A 15499-nucleotide genomic window follows, 5' to 3' on the forward strand; every position below is an offset into this window, starting at 1 on the left:
AACTATATCAATTTAAAAACAATAAAATATATAAGATAATTCTATTTTTGCGGTATGATATTTACAGATACACATACACATTTATATAGTGAGGCTTTTGATGAAGACAGGGCTGTTGCAATACAAAATGCAATTGATAAAGGAGTGCAACGATTTTTTATTCCTGCTATAGACTCAACTTACACAAGTTCTATGTTGAGTTTAGAGGAGGCTTACCCAGATAATGTTTTTTTGATGATGGGTTTGCATCCAACACATGTAAAAGACAATTATCATGTAGAGTTGGTACATATTGAAGAAATGCTAGAGCAGCGTAAATTTTATGCTGTTGGAGAGATAGGAATAGATTTATTTTGGGATAAAACCTTTTTAAAAGAACAACAGCAAGCTTTTAAGCATCAAATACAACTAGCAAAAAAATACAAATTGCCAATAGTTATACATTGTAGAGATGCTTTTGATGAGGTTTTTGAAATTTTAGAAGAAGAAAAAGGTAATGATTTAAGAGGGATTTTTCATTGCTTTACGGGTACTTTGGAGCAGGCAAAATTAGCTATATCTTATAATATGAAATTAGGTATTGGAGGAGTAGTTACTTTTAAGAATGGAAAAATAGATAAGTTTTTAAATGAAATTGATCTTAAACATATTGTTTTAGAAACAGATGCTCCTTATTTGGCGCCAACACCTTTTAGAGGTAAAAGAAATGAAAGTGCATACCTTATAAATGTAGCTGAAAAATTAGCAGATATATATAATAAGGACATAGAAGAAATAGCAGAAATAACAACAAAAAATTCTGTAGACGTTTTTGGTGTATAAAATAACTTATTAAAATGGCAAATACTACAAAAATATTATTGGTATATACTGGCGGTACCATTGGTATGGTTAAAGATTATAAAACAGGAGCTTTAAAGGCTTTTAATTTTAATAATTTAATGAAGAGTATACCAGAGTTAAAGCAGTTAGATTGTTCTGTGGATAGCGTTTCTTTTGAAGAACCAATAGATTCATCTAATATGAACCCTACACATTGGGTAAAAATTGCAAGTATTATAGAACAAAACTATAATGCTTTTGATGGTTTTGTAGTGTTACATGGTAGTGATACTATGAGTTATACTGCTTCGGCATTAAGCTATATGTTAGAGCATTTAAGTAAGCCGGTAATATTAACAGGGTCTCAATTGCCAATAGGCGATTTAAGAACCGATGCAAAAGAAAATCTAATAACCTCAATACAGATTGCTGCTTTAACAGAAAATAGTAAAGCAACTATACAGGAAGTATGTTTGTATTTTGAATACAAATTGTATAGAGGGAATAGAACTACAAAAATTAATGCAGAACATTTTGAAGCTTTTGCGTCATTAAATTATCCAGAGTTAGCGGAATCTGGAGTGCATTTAAAAGTAAATAAGGAGTATTTAAGAAAAAAGAAACATAACAAAGCTTTAAAGGTGCATAAAAACTTAGATGATAATGTTGCTGTATTAAAGTTATTCCCTGGTTTAAACAAAAATGTACTAAAAAGTGTGTTAAATATTCCTAACTTAAAAGGACTTGTTTTGGAGACTTATGGTGCTGGTAATGCTCCAACAGACAAATGGTTGCTAAATGAAATAAAAAAAGCAATAAAAAACGGATTGTACATTATTAACGTTACCCAGTGCTCTGGAGGTAGTGTTTTACTAGGGCAATATGAAACTAGTGAGGAATTACAAAGCTTGCAAATAATTAATGGTAAGGATATTACAACAGAGGCAGCTGTTACTAAGCTAATGTATTTGTTAGGAACAGGAGTCTCTCCAAAGCTATTTAAAACACTTTTTGAAACTCCTTTGCGAGGAGAATTGCAATAAAAATAACATATTATATTTCTTTAACTAATATTTTTTTTGTTATTTGGACGCCGTTAAACTTATTAAGAGAGAGGTGGCCGAGTGGTCGAAGGCGCACGCCTGGAAAGTGTGTATACATCACAAGTGTATCGAGGGTTCGAATCCCTTCCTCTCTGCAGATAAGTTTGCGTTTAATTTTATTATAACATTTTTTTTTTATCTTTAACCCTATTAACTAACTAAATTAAGTTTCGAAAATGAAAAGATTATCATCTATCCTAGCTGTAGCTGGGTTGTTTGTTTTTAGTACAAATACAGTAAATGCAGCTACATTATTACAAGATGCAGCGGAGAAAGAGGCGCCAAAAGGTTTTGTTCAAGTATTAAAAGAACAATTTATTACTGGTGGACCTGCTTTTATGGGTATTGTACTTTTATGTTTAATTCTTGGTCTTGCAGTGGCAATTGAAAGAATAATTTACTTAAACATGGCAAGCACAAACACTACTAAATTAAAACAAAGAGTAGAGGATGCATTAGCATCTGGTGGTGTAGAAGCAGCTAAAGAAGTATGTAGAAACACAAAAGGACCTGTTGCGTCTATTTTCTACCAAGGATTAGATAGAGCTGGTGAGAGTATTGAATCTGCTGAAAAAGCTGTTGTTGCCTATGGTGGTGTACAAATGGGTCAGTTAGAGAAAAACGTATCTTGGTTGTCTTTATTTATTGCAATTGCGCCAATGCTTGGTTTCATGGGTACGGTAATTGGTATGATTCAGGCCTTCCAAAAGATTGCAGCAGTTGGTAACTTAAGTGCATCTTTAATTGCAGGTGATATTCAGGTTGCATTATTAACAACTGTATTTGGTCTTGTTACTGCCATTATTCTTCAGATTTTTTACAACTACATCATTGCTAAAATTGATAGTATTGTAAATGATATGGAAGATTCATCAATCTCATTGATTGATATGTTGGTAGATCACAAAAAATAAGTCGGACCTTAATACAAAAGCATTATGCAAAAAATAATTAAAATAGCCTTAATAGTAATAGGCATTCTATCGGCTGTGCTATGGTATTTTTTACCATCAGGGGATTTTACTATTCCTGAGGTAGCAGCTGAGGCAGCAAATAGTAGTGCAATGAATTTTATGTTTATTATAACTTACCTTTTATTAGGGGTTGCAGTTGTAGTAGCATTGGTTTATACACTAAAGAACTTGTTTTCTACACCAGAAAACCTTAAAAAAGCTTTATTTGCTTTAGGTGGATTTGCACTTGTAGTAATTGTTTCTTATTTTATCTCAAACGGAGAGGATTTAGACCCTCAGTTTTTAGCAGATAATAATACTACAACTAGTACAGTAAAAAACATTGGAACAGGTATTTATACTTTCTTAATTTTAGTAGCAGTAGCTGTTGTTCTTATGGTTGTACCAAGTGTAAAAAAACTAATTGGTAAATAAAAAAGAATAATTATGGCAAGAAGAGGTGGAGCACCAGAAGTAAATGCCGGTTCTATGGCAGACATTGCTTTCTTACTCCTTATCTTTTTCTTAGTAACTACTACTATAGAAACAGATGCAGGTTTAGATCGTATGTTGCCTCCTAAAGAGCCGCCTACTGATGAGCAAGTAATACTTAAGCAAAAAAATATTTTACTGTACAAATAGGTAAAGATGGTCAGTTGCTTGTAGAAGAAGACCTTTTAGATTTAAAAGATTTAAGAGAAAAAGCTATTGCATTTTTAGATAATGGTGGAGCAGTAAAAGGAGATCCTGACTACTGTAGCTATTGTGAAGGTGCAAGAAGTCCAGAGTCTTCAGATAACCCTATAAAAGCGGTTATATCATTAAAAAATGATCGTGAAACTAAGTACTCTGTTTATATAACTGTACAGAATGAGTTAGTTGCAGCGTACAATTTTTTACGTAATAGAGCAGCTAAAAAGTTAGGTTATAATATGTCTTTTACAGAAATGGAAGAAGCATATTCTAATCAAGAAACTCCAGATGATGTTAAGGAGAAATTAAAGGTAAAGATTAAGAAAATTCAAGATCTTTATCCTCAAAAATTATCTGAAGCTGAAACTACAACAAACTAATAACATTTAATACAAAGGAATATGTCAAAATTTAAAAAGAAAAAAGACGGAGAATTACCTCCAGTTTCTACGGCTTCTCTTCCGGATATTGTATTTATGCTTTTGTTTTTCTTTATGACGGTTACAGTAATGAAAGATAGCGAGCCATTGGTAGCAAATGAGTTGCCAAACGCATCTGAAATTAAGAAACTAGAAAAGAAAGATAGAGTAGTTTATATTTTTGTTGGTCAACCTACAGAAAAATATCAGAGCGCTTTTGGTAAAGAGCCAAAAATACAGTTAAACGATAAGTTTGCTAATGTTTCTGAAGTAGGAGATTACGTTTTAGAAGAAATAGCTAAGAAACCTCAAGAGGTTCAAAGTTCTATTACAACTGCTTTAAAAATTGATAAAAATGCCAATATGGGTATTGTTATGGATATTAAAGAAGAGTTGAGAAAAGTAAATGCTTTAAAAGTGAACTACACTACGTATGAAGGTGATGCTTTTAAAAATTTACAATAATTTAGATAGTTAAACTATTATATGCGCTTCAAATAGGTAAAACTATTTGAAGCGTTTTTTTATACAGTAACTTTTATGCGTACTATATGATTCGTTTATGTATTTTATTTGGACTTATATGTTTTTCTCTTTCGGCTCAAAACACTGCCGTAGATAGTCTTTATTTAGAGGATCAGTTTTATGTAGGTTTAACATATAATACCTTTGGTAGTAAACCAGCTAGTTTAGAGCAGCGTAATTTACCTTATGGATTGCAATTGGGTTTTATAAAAGATTTGCCAATTAATAAAAATAGAAATGTTGGTTTTGGTATTGGTTTAGGCTATGCGGTTAATAATTACTATTCTAACCTAATTGCTACAAAAGTAGACGGCAAAATTAGTTACTCTTTTGCAGATGAGGATACAGACTATCAAAGAAGTAAAATTGTAACGCATTTACTTGAGATGCCTATAGAATTTAGATGGAGAAAGTCTACACCTACTAAGTATAAATTTCTTAGAATATATGGCGGCGCTAAACTTGGTTATGTTTTTTCTTCTAGGTCTAAGTTTGTGTCTGATGACTATAAGGAAGTTTTTAATAACAATGATGTTATTAATTTTAGATATGGCTTACAATTTAATATAGGTTATAATACCTGGAACATTCATGTGTATTATGGCTTAAATAGTTTGCTAGATGATGCTTTTGTAGACGATGATCAACTACTTATGAGGCCAATACGAATAGGATTTAATTTCTATATTTTATAGCCAATATTTTATTGTTATTAGTTGTGATACTAAGCCAATTATAAATCCAACTATTATTTCTAACGAGCTGTTTGTTTTTAAATATAATTTAGAGGTAGAAACTAGTCCTGTGAAAAATATAGTAATTGCAATGGCGTAAATAATATTAATCTCAAAATGTACGCTTAGACTAATTAAGAACATAAGTAGACTTCCCATACCTGTGGCGTGCAAACTGCTTTTAAAATGAATAAAAAGAAGTATTAGGGAGCAAAATACAGCAGTAATTAATCCTATAAAATAAAAATAGAGTTCTGAGCTGTAGTTATTTGGTATAACTTTATATATAACCAAAAGTAATAGTGATAGGCTTATATACAAAGGGTATTTTCTTTCTTTTATTGTTGGTAGCGTGTATGATGTTATATATCCTGTACTTCTAAGTATAATGTAGCACACAATTGGGACAATAACTGTAAGTATTAAAATTGGCAATGTATTTCCTAAAAAGTAGTTTTGTGTATAATATTGCGGTGTAATTTTAAAATAGCAAATACAGCCAATAACAGGGATAAGTAAAGGGTGAAATATGGTAGATATAATTTTGTAAAACCCTTTCATTTTTATATTTGCTTTCTTAACCTAGCAACAGGTATATTTAGTTGTTCTCTGTATTTAGCAACGGTACGTCTCGCAATTGGATATCCTTTTTCTTTTAATATTGCAGCTAATTTATCATCAGTTAAAGGTTTTCTTTTTTCTTCCTCACTAATAACATTTTCTAAAATCTTTTTGATTTCTTTTGTGGACACATCTTCTCCTTGTTCATTTTTCATAGACTCAGAAAAGTATTCTTTTACTAATTTTGTTCCGTAAGGGGTGTCTACATACTTGCTGTTGGCTACTCTAGAAACAGTGGATACATCCATGCCAATGGTATCTGCAATATCTTTTAAAATCATTGGTCTAAGCTTCCGCTCATCTCCGGTTAAAAAATATTCTTTTTGGTAGTTCATAATAGCGCTCATTGTTACATAAAGCGTTTGTTGCCTTTGTTTAATAGCGTCTATAAACCACTTGGCAGCATCTAGTTTTTGTTTTATAAAAAAAACGGTGTCTTTCTGTGATTTAGATTTTGTTTTAGAATTTTTGTAGCCTTCTAGCATATTATTATACTGTCTAGATACGTGTAATTCAGGAGCATTTCTTCCGTTTAGAGTAAGTTCTAGCTCTCCGTCTGTAATTTTAATTGAAAAATCTGGTACAATATGTTCTATTATTCTAGTATTACCAGCATATGAGCCTCCTGGCTTTGGATTTAATTTTTCAATTTCAGAAATAGCTTCTTTTAGTTCATTTTCTGTAATGTTGTGTTTTTGCAGAAGCTTTTTGTAGTGCTTTTTAGTAAACTGATCAAAAGACTTTTCTAGTATTTGAATTGCTAATTCAATAGCAGGCGTCTGTTCTTTTCTAGAAAGCTGTATAATTAAGCATTCTTCTAAAGATCTTGCGGCCACACCAGGCGGATCTAATTCTTGTACTAAATTTAGTACTTTAATTATGTCTGCTTCTTCTGCAAATACATTTTGTGTAAATGCCAGATCGTCCATAATATCTGTAATTGGTCTGCGTATATAACCGCTTTCATCAACACTACCAATTAAAAACTCGGCAATTGCCCAGTCTTTATCATCTAAATAAACGGTATTTAATTGTGTCATTAAATGTTGATGAAAAGAGGTTCCTGCTGCATAAGGAATACTCTTTTCATCATCATCTGCACTGTAATTATTTGCCTGTGTACGGTAGTCAGGTACTTCGTCATCAGAAAGATATTCGTCTATATTAATATCTTCTGCTTCAATTTTTTCGGTATCATTGTCGTACAAATCGTCATATTCATCCTCAATAGTTTCGGTTTCTTCTTTGCCGCTCTCTAATGCTGGATTTTCTTCTAACTCTTGTTTTAATCGTTGTTCAAAAGCTTGAGTGGGAAGTTGAATTAACTTCATAAGCTGTATCTGCTGTGGAGACAACTTTTGTGATAACTTAAATTGTAGGTGTTGTTTAAGCATTAATGTTAATTCTTTTTATGACTTTTATATTTTACTTATTAAAATTCTGCATTTTGTGGTGTTCTAGGAAAAGGAATAACATCTCTAATGTTCCCCATTCCTGTAGCAAAAAGTACTAAACGTTCAAAGCCAAGACCAAAACCACTGTGTACGGCGCTTCCGTATTTACGTAAGTCTGTATACCACCAAAGTTCCTTTTCATCTATATCCAATGCTTTCATTTTTTCTAAAAGCACATCTAACCTCTCTTCTCTTTGTGAGCCGCCAACTATTTCTCCAATACCTGGGAAAAGGATATCCATAGCTCTCACCGTTTTTCCATCTTCATTTAAACGCATATAAAATGCTTTTATTTTTGCTGGATAATCAAACAATATAACTGGACATTTAAAATGTTTTTCTACAAGATAACGTTCATGTTCACTTTGTAAATCTGCTCCCCATTCATCAATAATATACTTAAATTTTTTCTTTTTGTTTGGCTTGCAGTTTCTTAATATTTCTATAGCTTCGGTATAGCTAACTCTTTTAAAATTGTTGTCTGTTATAAACTTTAATTTTTCTATTAAAGGCATTTCACTACGTTCTGCTGCGGGCTTAGTTTTTTCTTCGTCTAACAAACGTTTTTCTAAAAACTCTAAGTCGGCTTTACAGTTTTCTAGCACATAAGATATTACACTTTTTATAAAATCTTCAGCTAAGTCCATATTAGCATCTAAATCGTAAAAAGCCATTTCTGGTTCTATCATCCAGAACTCTGCTAAGTGTCTAGATGTGTTAGAGTTTTCTGCTCTAAACGTTGGCCCAAATGTATATACTTTACCAAGACCCATTGCGTAGGTTTCTGCTTCTAATTGACCAGAAACGGTAAGGTTTGTTTCTTTTCCAAAAAAGTCTTCGCTATAGTCTACAGCTCCATCTTCCTTTAAAGGTGGATTTTTGCTATCTAAGGTAGATACTTTAAAAATTTCACCAGCACCTTCTGCATCAGAGCCAGTAATTATTGGTGTATGTACGTGGTAAAATCCGTTTTGTTGAAAATATTGGTGTACTGCAAACGATAATGCAGAACGCATACGCATTACAGCAGAAAAAGTGTTGGTTCTAACACGTAAGTGTGCTTTTTCTCTTAAAAACTCTAAGGTGTGTTTTTTAGGTTGTATAGGGTATGTTTCTGGGTCTGCGCCTCCATGTATTTCTAAAGAAGCTACTTGTATTTCTACAGATTGTCCTTTTCCTTGGCTTTCTACAAGGGTTCCCTTTACCTTTATTGCAGCGCCTGTAGATACTTGTTTTAATAGGCTTTCGTCCAATTTTTCAAAATCTACAACACATTGAATGTTTTGTATAGTAGAACCATCATTTAAAGCAATAAATCTGTTGCTTCTAAATGTTTTTACCCAACCACTAACGGTTACTTCTTGTAAAAGATGTTTTCCGGACAATAAATCCTTAATGCTGTTTGTGTTCATTATAAAATATGCTTCTTATTTTAAGTGATAAAGATAACTTTTTTTAAATCGTCATTAAAGCACTTAAATTAGTTTTGATTTTTGATTTGATTTTTTTTCTTAATTTTTACCTCTTCTTTTGGTAAAATATCTATTTGCGGTTTTTTAAGTACTTCTTTATTTGCTATACTGCGCTCTAATGAAAGTAAAAGCGATGGTAATAAAATTAAATTGGCTAACATAGCAAATAATAATGTTGCAGAGACTAATGCACCTAATGCAACTGTGCCGCCAAAATTAGATATGATGAATACAGAAAAACCAAAGAATAATACTATTGAGGTATAAAACATACTAACTCCAGTTTCTCTTAATGCGGCGTATACAGATTTTTTAATTGCCCATTTATTCACTACAAGTTCCTGTCTGTATTTTGCTAAAAAGTGAATGGTGTCATCTACCGATATACCAAAAGCAATACTAAAAACTAATATAGTAGAGGGTTTTATAGGTACGCCAACAAAGCCCATAACGCCCGCTGTAATAATTAGTGGCAAAAGGTTTGGTATTAGTGATATAATAATCATTCTAAAAGACCTAAATAAATAGGCCATAAATAGTGCTATAAGTCCTATTGCTAGTGCTAATGATAAAACTAAATTGTTTACTAGGTATTTTGTGCCTTTTAAAAATAACAAAGCTTTCCCTGTTAAAAATGTGTTGTACCTCTCCTTAGGAAATATTTTATCTAAATTTTCTTGCAAACGACTTTCAATATCTTGCATACGCTCAGTATCTACATCTCTCATAAATGTTGTTATGCGCGCTGTTTGTCCTGTGGAGTCTACAAAGCTTTCTAGTAAATTACCATTACTGCTGGAGTTACGGGCCACATCCATAATAAAATTATTTTCCTGTGTTGTAGGTAATTGATAGTATTTAGGTATGCCGTTGTAAAAGGCCTGTTTAGAATATTTTACTAGATTAACAACAGATATTGGATGAGATAGTTCTGGGATTTCTTCAATAACTTCTCCAAACCTATCCATTCTTTTTAAGGTGGCTGGCTTTAAAACGCCATTTTTTCTTTTGGTATCTATTACAACTTCAACTGGCATAATGCCTTTAAATTCTTTTTCAAAAAAACGTATATCTTTAAAGAATTCTGCTTTTTTGGGCATATCTTCTATTGGGCTACCAGAAATATTTATCTGATAAATGCCAATAATACTTACTGTTAATAATAAAACAGATACAATGTAAACGCTAATTCTTTTATTTCTTACAATGTTTTCCATCCAGCTTACAAAAGTATCAATCCACTTAGTGTTTAGGTGCTTTAAGTGTTTGTCTTTAGGCATTGGTAAAAAGCTGTAAATAATAGGTATTATTAGTAGTGATAAAATAAAAATTCCAATAATATTTATTGATGCTACTATACCAAATTCTTTAAGCAACTGACTGTCTGTAATTATAAAAGTGGCAAAGCCAGATGCTGTGGTAATATTTGTCATTAAGGTTGCGTTACCAATTTTAGATATTACACGTTGTAGAGAAAGTGCTTTGTTGCCGTGTTTTTTAACTTCTTGCTGGTATTTGTTTATTAAAAAAATACAGTTTGGAATACCTATTACAATAATAAGTGGTGGTATTAAGGCGGTTAGTACGGTAATTTCGTACTGTAGTAAGCCTAGTATTCCAAAAGCCCACATTACTCCTATAATAACAACACACATAGATATAAATGTGGCTCTAAAACTTCTAAAAAAGAAAAAGAAAATTAAAGATGTAACTCCTAAGGCTGCAAGTATAAATTTATTTATTTCATCTATAATATTTTTAGAATTCATTGTACGTATATATGGCATGCCAGATATATGTAAATTCATTTCTGTTTCGTTTTCAAATCTTTCTGTAAGGTTTTTAAAATCTTTTAAAATAAAATCTTTACGTACGGATGTATTTACGATGTCCTTGTCTAGATATACTAAGGTTCTAATGGTACCAGTTTCTTTATTGTACAATAGGTTTTCATAAAACGGCATGTTTTTAAATAAATGCTGTTTTAAACTGTCTATTTCTTTAGTTGTTCTAGGCTTAGATTTTATAAAGTTTTGAAGTAAAAACTTTTGGCCGTCTTCAGTTTTAACAAGTTCTTTTAAATTGTCTGTAGATAAAACAAAATCTACCTCTGGAAATGCGTCTAGTTGTTTGCTTAGTTTGTTCCAGCGGTTAAACTTTTCTGGGGTATACAGAGTGCTGTCTTTTGCTGCAATAGCTATAACGTTGCCTTCTTCACCAAACAATTTTAAAAAAGATTGGTATTTAATGTTTACCGGATGATGATCGGGTAATAGGTTAGCTTCTGAGTTAGAGAACTTCATGTTTTTCCATTGAAAGCCCAGAAAAACCGTAAAAGCTATAATAAGAAGTATAATAAGAATTCTATTTCTTAGAATTATCCTAGCAGTTTTTGCCCAAAAACCTTGCGTAATCTTTGCAACCATTATATGTATTTAAGGTGCGCAAAGGTAAAGAATGATTGTTAGTGTTCCCAAAAAATGCGGTTTAAATACGTGCTAAACCTAAATAAAACTTAATCTTTTATTGGTATTTTATATTGTTTGCAAAATTCTATGAGATCTGCTAGTGATGTGCCTTGCTTAGAAACTTCTAAGTCTCTATGTTTTTTAGTGATTAGTTGAAACCTATAATATTGTTGGCCTAGTATTGTAATAGTTTTAAGTTGAGTGATATGAGCTAGTTTGTAACTTTTTTTATATGATTTTTTGCTAATTAAATATATAGCGTAGCCGATGGAAGCAATAGCTAAAATGACAGATGCGTAAAAAAGGAGGTTGCTTCTGTTGTTTATGATGTTTAGGGTGGAGCTTGTAATAGTAAGTACAGAGAAGATTATTGCGTTTGTTTTTTGTGTGCTAATACTATCTGTAATTGTCACTTCGTTTAAATCTTCTCTGTAATTTAATGTCATATCAATTTTAGTAGAGTTATACTTTCATAATTTCTGCCTCTTTTGTAACGAGTAGTGCGTCAATTTTTTTTGTGTATAAATTGGTTAGGTCTTGTACGTCTGCTTCTGCATTCTTTTTTAAATCTTCAGACGCATCATCTAAAGCTCTAATTTCTTTGTTTGCTTCTTGTCTGGCGTTTCTAATTCCAATTTTGGCATCGTCAGCCTCACCTTTAGCTTGCTTTGCTAAATCCTTTCTTCTTTCTTCTGTTAATGGCGGAACGTTTATGATAACAAAATCACCATTGTTCATTGGGTTAAAGCCAAGGTTAGAATTCATTATGGCTTTTTCTATTTCTTGAAGCATATTTTTTTCCCAAGGCTGTACAGAAATAGTTCTGGCGTCAGGAGTGTTTACATTAGCTACTTGAGAAAGCGGTGTCGCAGATCCGTAGTAGTCTACCATAACGCTAGATAGCATAACTGGGCTTGCTTTACCTGCTCTAATTTTAATAAATGCTTTTTCTAAATGGTCTATTGTGCCATTCATACTCTCTTTAGTGCTGTCTAATATAAAATTAATTTCTTCGTTCATTGTTTTACTATTTAATCTTGGCTCAACATATACTGTGCCACTTATAAATTTACTTCTGTTCCTATATTTTCTCCTGATAGTAATTTTAATAAATTTCCTTTAGTATTCATATCAAATACAACAATAGGTAATTCATTTTCTTGACTTAAAGTAAAAGCGGTAGTGTCCATTACTTTTAGTCCTTTATTTAGTACATCCTGAAAAGATATTTTATCAAATTTAGTTGCGTTGGCATCCTTTTCTGGGTCAGATGTGTAAATACCGTCAACTCTTGTTCCTTTTAAGATTACATCAGCTTCTATTTCTATAGCGCGCAATACCGCTGCAGAATCTGTGGTAAAATACGGGTTTCCAGTACCACCTCCAAAAATTACAACACGCCCTTTTTCAAGGTGTCTCATAGCTTTTCTTCTAATAAAAGGTTCTGCTACTTCGTTAATTTTTATGGCTGTTTGTAATCTTGTTTGTACTCCTGCATCCTCTAATGCGCTTTGCAATGCTAAGCCGTTTATTACGGTAGCTAGCATTCCCATATGGTCTCCTTGTACGCGGTCCATACCATTGCTTGCACCGGCAACACCTCTAAAGATATTACCTCCACCAATTACTATTGCTACTTGAATACCTTTGTCTGTTACTTGTTTTATTTCTGTTGCATATTCTGCAAGTCTTACAGGGTCTATGCCGTATAGTCTAGAGCCCATTAAGGCTTCTCCGCTTAATTTTAAAAGTATTCTTTTGTATTGCATTTTGGTGTTGTTTATGGTTAGCAAAAATAATGAAAAAAACGAACGGTTAAGAATGTGTTATATTTAATTCTATTATTTTGTTTTGAATTTGTTATTGATTAATGATAAAAAAAAGCCGTTTTCTAAAAATAGAAAACGGCTTAAATTATGACTTTAAAAGTTTTGTGTCTTATTATCCAAGAGCAACTCTTTTAAAAGATGATACAGCAACATCGCCATAAGAAGAAACGTAAGATGCTACGTTTATTTTTTCATCTTTAATAAAGTTTTGGTCTAATAAACATTGCTCTTGGTCTAGAGTAGTGTTATCAGATACAAATCTTTCCATTTTACCTGGTAAAATTTTATCCCAAATTTGCTCTGGTTTACCTTCTGCTTTTAATTGTTCTTTTGCACTTTCTTCAGCAGCGGCCATAACTTCTGGAGTTAATTGAGCCATAGAAATGTATTGAGGTACGTTTTTAAGAGTTTTTCCTAAACGCTCTAACTCAATATTATCTTTTTCTATAACAGCAATTCTAGCTTCAGTTTCAGAGGCTATGTAAGCTGGGTCAAAATCTTTGTAAGATAATGTAGTAGCTCCCATAGATGCAATTTGCATTGCAACGTCTTTAGCTAAAGTTTCTACATTGTCTACTTTGGCAGTAAAACCAACAACAGCAGCAATTTTATTAATGTGAACGTAAGATCCAACGTAAGGAGCCTCTACGGTCTCAAAAGCGTTTATTTCTAATTTCTCTCCAATTACACCAGTTTGCTCAACTAATTTCTCTGCAACTGTCATTCCGCCAAAATCAGCTGCTAAAAACTCATCTTTAGAGTTGTAGTTAAGTGCTAATTCTCCTAATTGGTTAGCAAGTGCTAAAAAGTTTTCGTTTTTACCAACAAAATCAGTTTCACAACCTAATACAATTGCAACACCTTTGTTAGCATCTGCGTTTACTTTAGCAACAGCAGCACCTTCGCTAGAGTCACGATCAGCTCTTTTTTCTGCTACTTTCTGACCTTTTTTACGTAATACGTCAATTGCTTTGTCAAAATCACCTTCAGCTTCAACTAGAGCTTTTTTGCAGTCCATCATTCCTGCGCCAGTAGCTTTTCTTAGTTTATTTACTTCTGCAGCTGTAATTTTTGCCATCTTATTTTAAGTTTTAATATTGCTCTAAATAAATATTATTTTTTTAGAACGATGTTAAATTAATATTTTGTTTTATTTATATAAAAGGTTGTGTTTAGATTATTCTATACCACCTTTAGTGTTGTCTTGCCAAACTTTTAACTCATCCCATTTGCCATCAGCAGCCATTTTAGCTTGTTTTGGCCAAGAACCAGGGTTTTTAGATGCAAAACTAGAACCAGCAGCAGTTAATATAGCGCTTAAATCTTCAACAGATTTAGCAGCTAAGTCTGCGTAAGTTTTAATGCCTTCGTTTTGGAAAATCTCAGCAATTTTAGGTCCAATTCCTTCAACTTTTGTTAAATCATCAGCAGCAGTTTTAGCTTCTGCTTTAGGAGCTGCTTTTGCTTTAGGAGTAGAATCTTTTCCTTCTTTTTCTGCTTGTTTATCAGACTTACGGTCTGCTAAACCTTCAATAATAGCCTCAGAAACGTGAGATAGTACGGCTTCAATAGATTTAGAAGCATCATCGTTAGATGGTATAATGTAGTCTATTGGTCTAGGATCAGAGTTTGTATCTACCATTGCAAAGATTGGAATATTTAATTTTAAAGCTTCCTTAACTGCAATGTGCTCTCTCATTGTATCTACAATAAACAAAGCTCCTGGTAAACGAGTCATATCAGAGATAGAACCTAAGTTTTTCTCTAATTTAGCTCTTAAACGATCTACCTGTAAACGTTCTTTTTTAGATAAGGTTAAAAACGTACCATCTTTTTTCATTCTATCAATAGAAGCCATTTTTTTAACAGCTTTACGAATAGTAACAAAGTTAGTTAACATACCACCTGGCCATCTTTCTGTGATGTAAGGCATATTTGCTTTTCCTGCTTTGTCTGCAACAATGTCTTTTGCTTGTTTTTTGGTAGCTACAAAAAGTATTTTTCTACCAGATGCTGCTATCTTTTTTAAAGCTTCGTTAGCTTCTTCAATTTTTGCAGCTGTTTTGTATAAGTTAATAACGTGTATTCCGTTACGCTCCATATAAATGTATGGTGCCATATTCGGGTTCCACTTTCTTGTAAGGTGACCAAAGTGTACACCTGCTTCTAATAAGTCTTTTACTTCAATTTTGTTTGCCATTTTTTTTGTAATAGTTTACGTTCCGTTTTACTTAGCAATGCTAAAGTAGTGCGTATGCAGTCTTTAACATTTAGATGCTAAACTAGTGTTTTCTGTATGGTAGCAGAAAACAACGACAACTTGTTTTAATTTATGCTTTAGAATTTTTTTCTAAAGACTTCTCAATGAACTTGTTTTTTGTTGGCAGAACCAACGGGTATAAAAAT

The 15499-nt window shown here is 32.3% G+C and carries 15 protein-coding genes, 1 tRNA gene and 1 pseudogene; 8 read left to right on the forward strand and 9 right to left on the reverse strand.

Annotated elements, in window-relative coordinates; all coding sequences use genetic code 11:
- The first annotated feature begins 54 nt into the window (after positions 1 to 54).
- The 8 genes and pseudogenes from PBN93_RS09030 to PBN93_RS09065 all read left to right on the forward strand — a co-directional run bounded on the left by PBN93_RS09030 (position 55) and on the right by PBN93_RS09065 (position 5210).
- The gene (locus PBN93_RS09030; protein ID WP_077401711.1) at positions 55 to 822 is read left to right on the forward strand and encodes a TatD family hydrolase; all 768 of its coding nucleotides are present in this window, start codon (positions 55 to 57) and stop codon (positions 820 to 822) included.
- A gap of 14 nt (positions 823 to 836) precedes the next feature.
- On the forward strand, positions 837 to 1865 hold the full coding sequence (locus PBN93_RS09035) for an asparaginase (RefSeq protein WP_077401714.1): 1029 nt from the start codon (positions 837 to 839) through the stop codon (positions 1863 to 1865).
- A 67-nt stretch (positions 1866 to 1932) separates the two neighbouring features.
- A tRNA-Ser gene (locus PBN93_RS09040) sits at positions 1933 to 2020 on the forward strand.
- Positions 2021 to 2101: 81 nt separating this feature from the next.
- Positions 2102 to 2839, forward strand: a complete 738-nt coding sequence (locus tag PBN93_RS09045) for a MotA/TolQ/ExbB proton channel family protein (RefSeq protein WP_013621394.1) — start codon at positions 2102 to 2104, stop codon at positions 2837 to 2839.
- Positions 2840 to 2863: 24 nt separating this feature from the next.
- A complete protein-coding gene (locus PBN93_RS09050) occupies positions 2864 to 3313 on the forward strand; it encodes a hypothetical protein (RefSeq protein ID WP_077401717.1) in 450 nt (149 codons plus the stop codon).
- A 12-nt stretch (positions 3314 to 3325) separates the two neighbouring features.
- A pseudogene (locus PBN93_RS09055) lies at positions 3326 to 3951 on the forward strand (ExbD/TolR family protein).
- Between the two features lie 21 nt (positions 3952 to 3972).
- Positions 3973 to 4455 (forward strand): ExbD/TolR family protein, encoded by a 483-nt coding sequence (locus tag PBN93_RS09060; RefSeq protein ID WP_077401723.1) that lies wholly within the window; start codon positions 3973 to 3975, stop codon positions 4453 to 4455.
- A gap of 86 nt (positions 4456 to 4541) precedes the next feature.
- Complete coding sequence (locus PBN93_RS09065; RefSeq protein ID WP_271080485.1) at positions 4542 to 5210, forward strand: porin family protein; 669 nt, start codon at positions 4542 to 4544, stop codon at positions 5208 to 5210.
- On the opposite strand, the gene PBN93_RS09070 is transcribed toward PBN93_RS09065, so the two are convergent.
- The 9 genes from PBN93_RS09070 to rpsB all read right to left on the reverse strand — a co-directional run bounded on the left by PBN93_RS09070 (position 5205) and on the right by rpsB (position 15293).
- A complete protein-coding gene (locus PBN93_RS09070; RefSeq protein ID WP_077401729.1) occupies positions 5205 to 5810 on the reverse strand; it encodes a hypothetical protein in 606 nt (201 codons plus the stop codon). The two genes, PBN93_RS09065 and PBN93_RS09070, sit on opposite strands and share 6 nt — an antisense overlap.
- Before the next feature lie 2 nt (positions 5811 to 5812).
- A complete protein-coding gene (gene rpoN / locus PBN93_RS09075) occupies positions 5813 to 7264 on the reverse strand; it encodes an RNA polymerase factor sigma-54 (RefSeq protein ID WP_077401732.1) in 1452 nt (483 codons plus the stop codon).
- Positions 7265 to 7302: 38 nt separating this feature from the next.
- Positions 7303 to 8736: an asparagine--tRNA ligase gene (gene asnS / locus PBN93_RS09080; protein ID WP_077401735.1), complete on the reverse strand. Its 1434-nt coding sequence runs from the start codon at positions 8734 to 8736 to the stop codon at positions 7303 to 7305.
- A gap of 68 nt (positions 8737 to 8804) precedes the next feature.
- Positions 8805 to 11222, reverse strand: a complete 2418-nt coding sequence (locus tag PBN93_RS09085; protein ID WP_077401738.1) for an efflux RND transporter permease subunit — start codon at positions 11220 to 11222, stop codon at positions 8805 to 8807.
- A gap of 89 nt (positions 11223 to 11311) precedes the next feature.
- A complete protein-coding gene (locus PBN93_RS09090) occupies positions 11312 to 11710 on the reverse strand; it encodes a hypothetical protein (protein WP_077401741.1) in 399 nt (132 codons plus the stop codon).
- A gap of 16 nt (positions 11711 to 11726) precedes the next feature.
- The gene (gene frr / locus PBN93_RS09095; RefSeq protein WP_077401743.1) at positions 11727 to 12284 is read right to left on the reverse strand and encodes a ribosome recycling factor; all 558 of its coding nucleotides are present in this window, start codon (positions 12282 to 12284) and stop codon (positions 11727 to 11729) included.
- Positions 12285 to 12325: 41 nt separating this feature from the next.
- A complete protein-coding gene (gene pyrH / locus PBN93_RS09100) occupies positions 12326 to 13033 on the reverse strand; it encodes a UMP kinase (protein ID WP_271080486.1) in 708 nt (235 codons plus the stop codon).
- Between the two features lie 172 nt (positions 13034 to 13205).
- The gene (gene tsf / locus PBN93_RS09105) at positions 13206 to 14171 is read right to left on the reverse strand and encodes a translation elongation factor Ts (protein WP_077401749.1); all 966 of its coding nucleotides are present in this window, start codon (positions 14169 to 14171) and stop codon (positions 13206 to 13208) included.
- Between the two features lie 99 nt (positions 14172 to 14270).
- Entirely contained in the window at positions 14271 to 15293 is a 1023-nt protein-coding gene (gene rpsB / locus PBN93_RS09110; protein ID WP_077401752.1) for a 30S ribosomal protein S2, read from the reverse strand.
- Positions 15294 to 15499: the final 206 nt, after the last annotated feature.

The organism is Cellulophaga omnivescoria, assembly GCF_027915275.1.
In the GTDB taxonomy this organism is placed as follows: Bacteria; Bacteroidota; Bacteroidia; order Flavobacteriales; family Flavobacteriaceae; genus Cellulophaga; species Cellulophaga omnivescoria.

What these genes read in the sequence shown, in the direction of transcription:
- PBN93_RS09030 (WP_077401711.1), top strand. Translation starts at nt 55, where the DNA reads ATGATATTTACAGATACACATACACATTTATATAGTGAGGCTTTTGAT.
- PBN93_RS09035 (WP_077401714.1), top strand. Translation starts at nt 837, where the DNA reads ATGGCAAATACTACAAAAATATTATTGGTATATACTGGCGGTACCATT.
- PBN93_RS09045 (WP_013621394.1), top strand. Translation starts at nt 2,102, where the DNA reads ATGAAAAGATTATCATCTATCCTAGCTGTAGCTGGGTTGTTTGTTTTT.
- PBN93_RS09050 (WP_077401717.1), top strand. Translation starts at nt 2,864, where the DNA reads ATGCAAAAAATAATTAAAATAGCCTTAATAGTAATAGGCATTCTATCG.
- PBN93_RS09060 (WP_077401723.1), top strand. Translation starts at nt 3,973, where the DNA reads ATGTCAAAATTTAAAAAGAAAAAAGACGGAGAATTACCTCCAGTTTCT.
- PBN93_RS09065 (WP_271080485.1), top strand. Translation starts at nt 4,542, where the DNA reads ATGATTCGTTTATGTATTTTATTTGGACTTATATGTTTTTCTCTTTCG.
- PBN93_RS09070 (WP_077401729.1), bottom strand. Translation starts at nt 5,810, where the DNA reads ATGAAAGGGTTTTACAAAATTATATCTACCATATTTCACCCTTTACTT.
- rpoN (WP_077401732.1), bottom strand. Translation starts at nt 7,264, where the DNA reads ATGCTTAAACAACACCTACAATTTAAGTTATCACAAAAGTTGTCTCCA.
- asnS (WP_077401735.1), bottom strand. Translation starts at nt 8,736, where the DNA reads ATGAACACAAACAGCATTAAGGATTTATTGTCCGGAAAACATCTTTTA.
- PBN93_RS09085 (WP_077401738.1), bottom strand. Translation starts at nt 11,222, where the DNA reads ATGGTTGCAAAGATTACGCAAGGTTTTTGGGCAAAAACTGCTAGGATA.
- PBN93_RS09090 (WP_077401741.1), bottom strand. Translation starts at nt 11,710, where the DNA reads ATGACATTAAATTACAGAGAAGATTTAAACGAAGTGACAATTACAGAT.
- frr (WP_077401743.1), bottom strand. Translation starts at nt 12,284, where the DNA reads ATGAACGAAGAAATTAATTTTATATTAGACAGCACTAAAGAGAGTATG.
- pyrH (WP_271080486.1), bottom strand. Translation starts at nt 13,033, where the DNA reads ATGCAATACAAAAGAATACTTTTAAAATTAAGCGGAGAAGCCTTAATG.
- tsf (WP_077401749.1), bottom strand. Translation starts at nt 14,171, where the DNA reads ATGGCAAAAATTACAGCTGCAGAAGTAAATAAACTAAGAAAAGCTACT.
- rpsB (WP_077401752.1), bottom strand. Translation starts at nt 15,293, where the DNA reads ATGGCAAACAAAATTGAAGTAAAAGACTTATTAGAAGCAGGTGTACAC.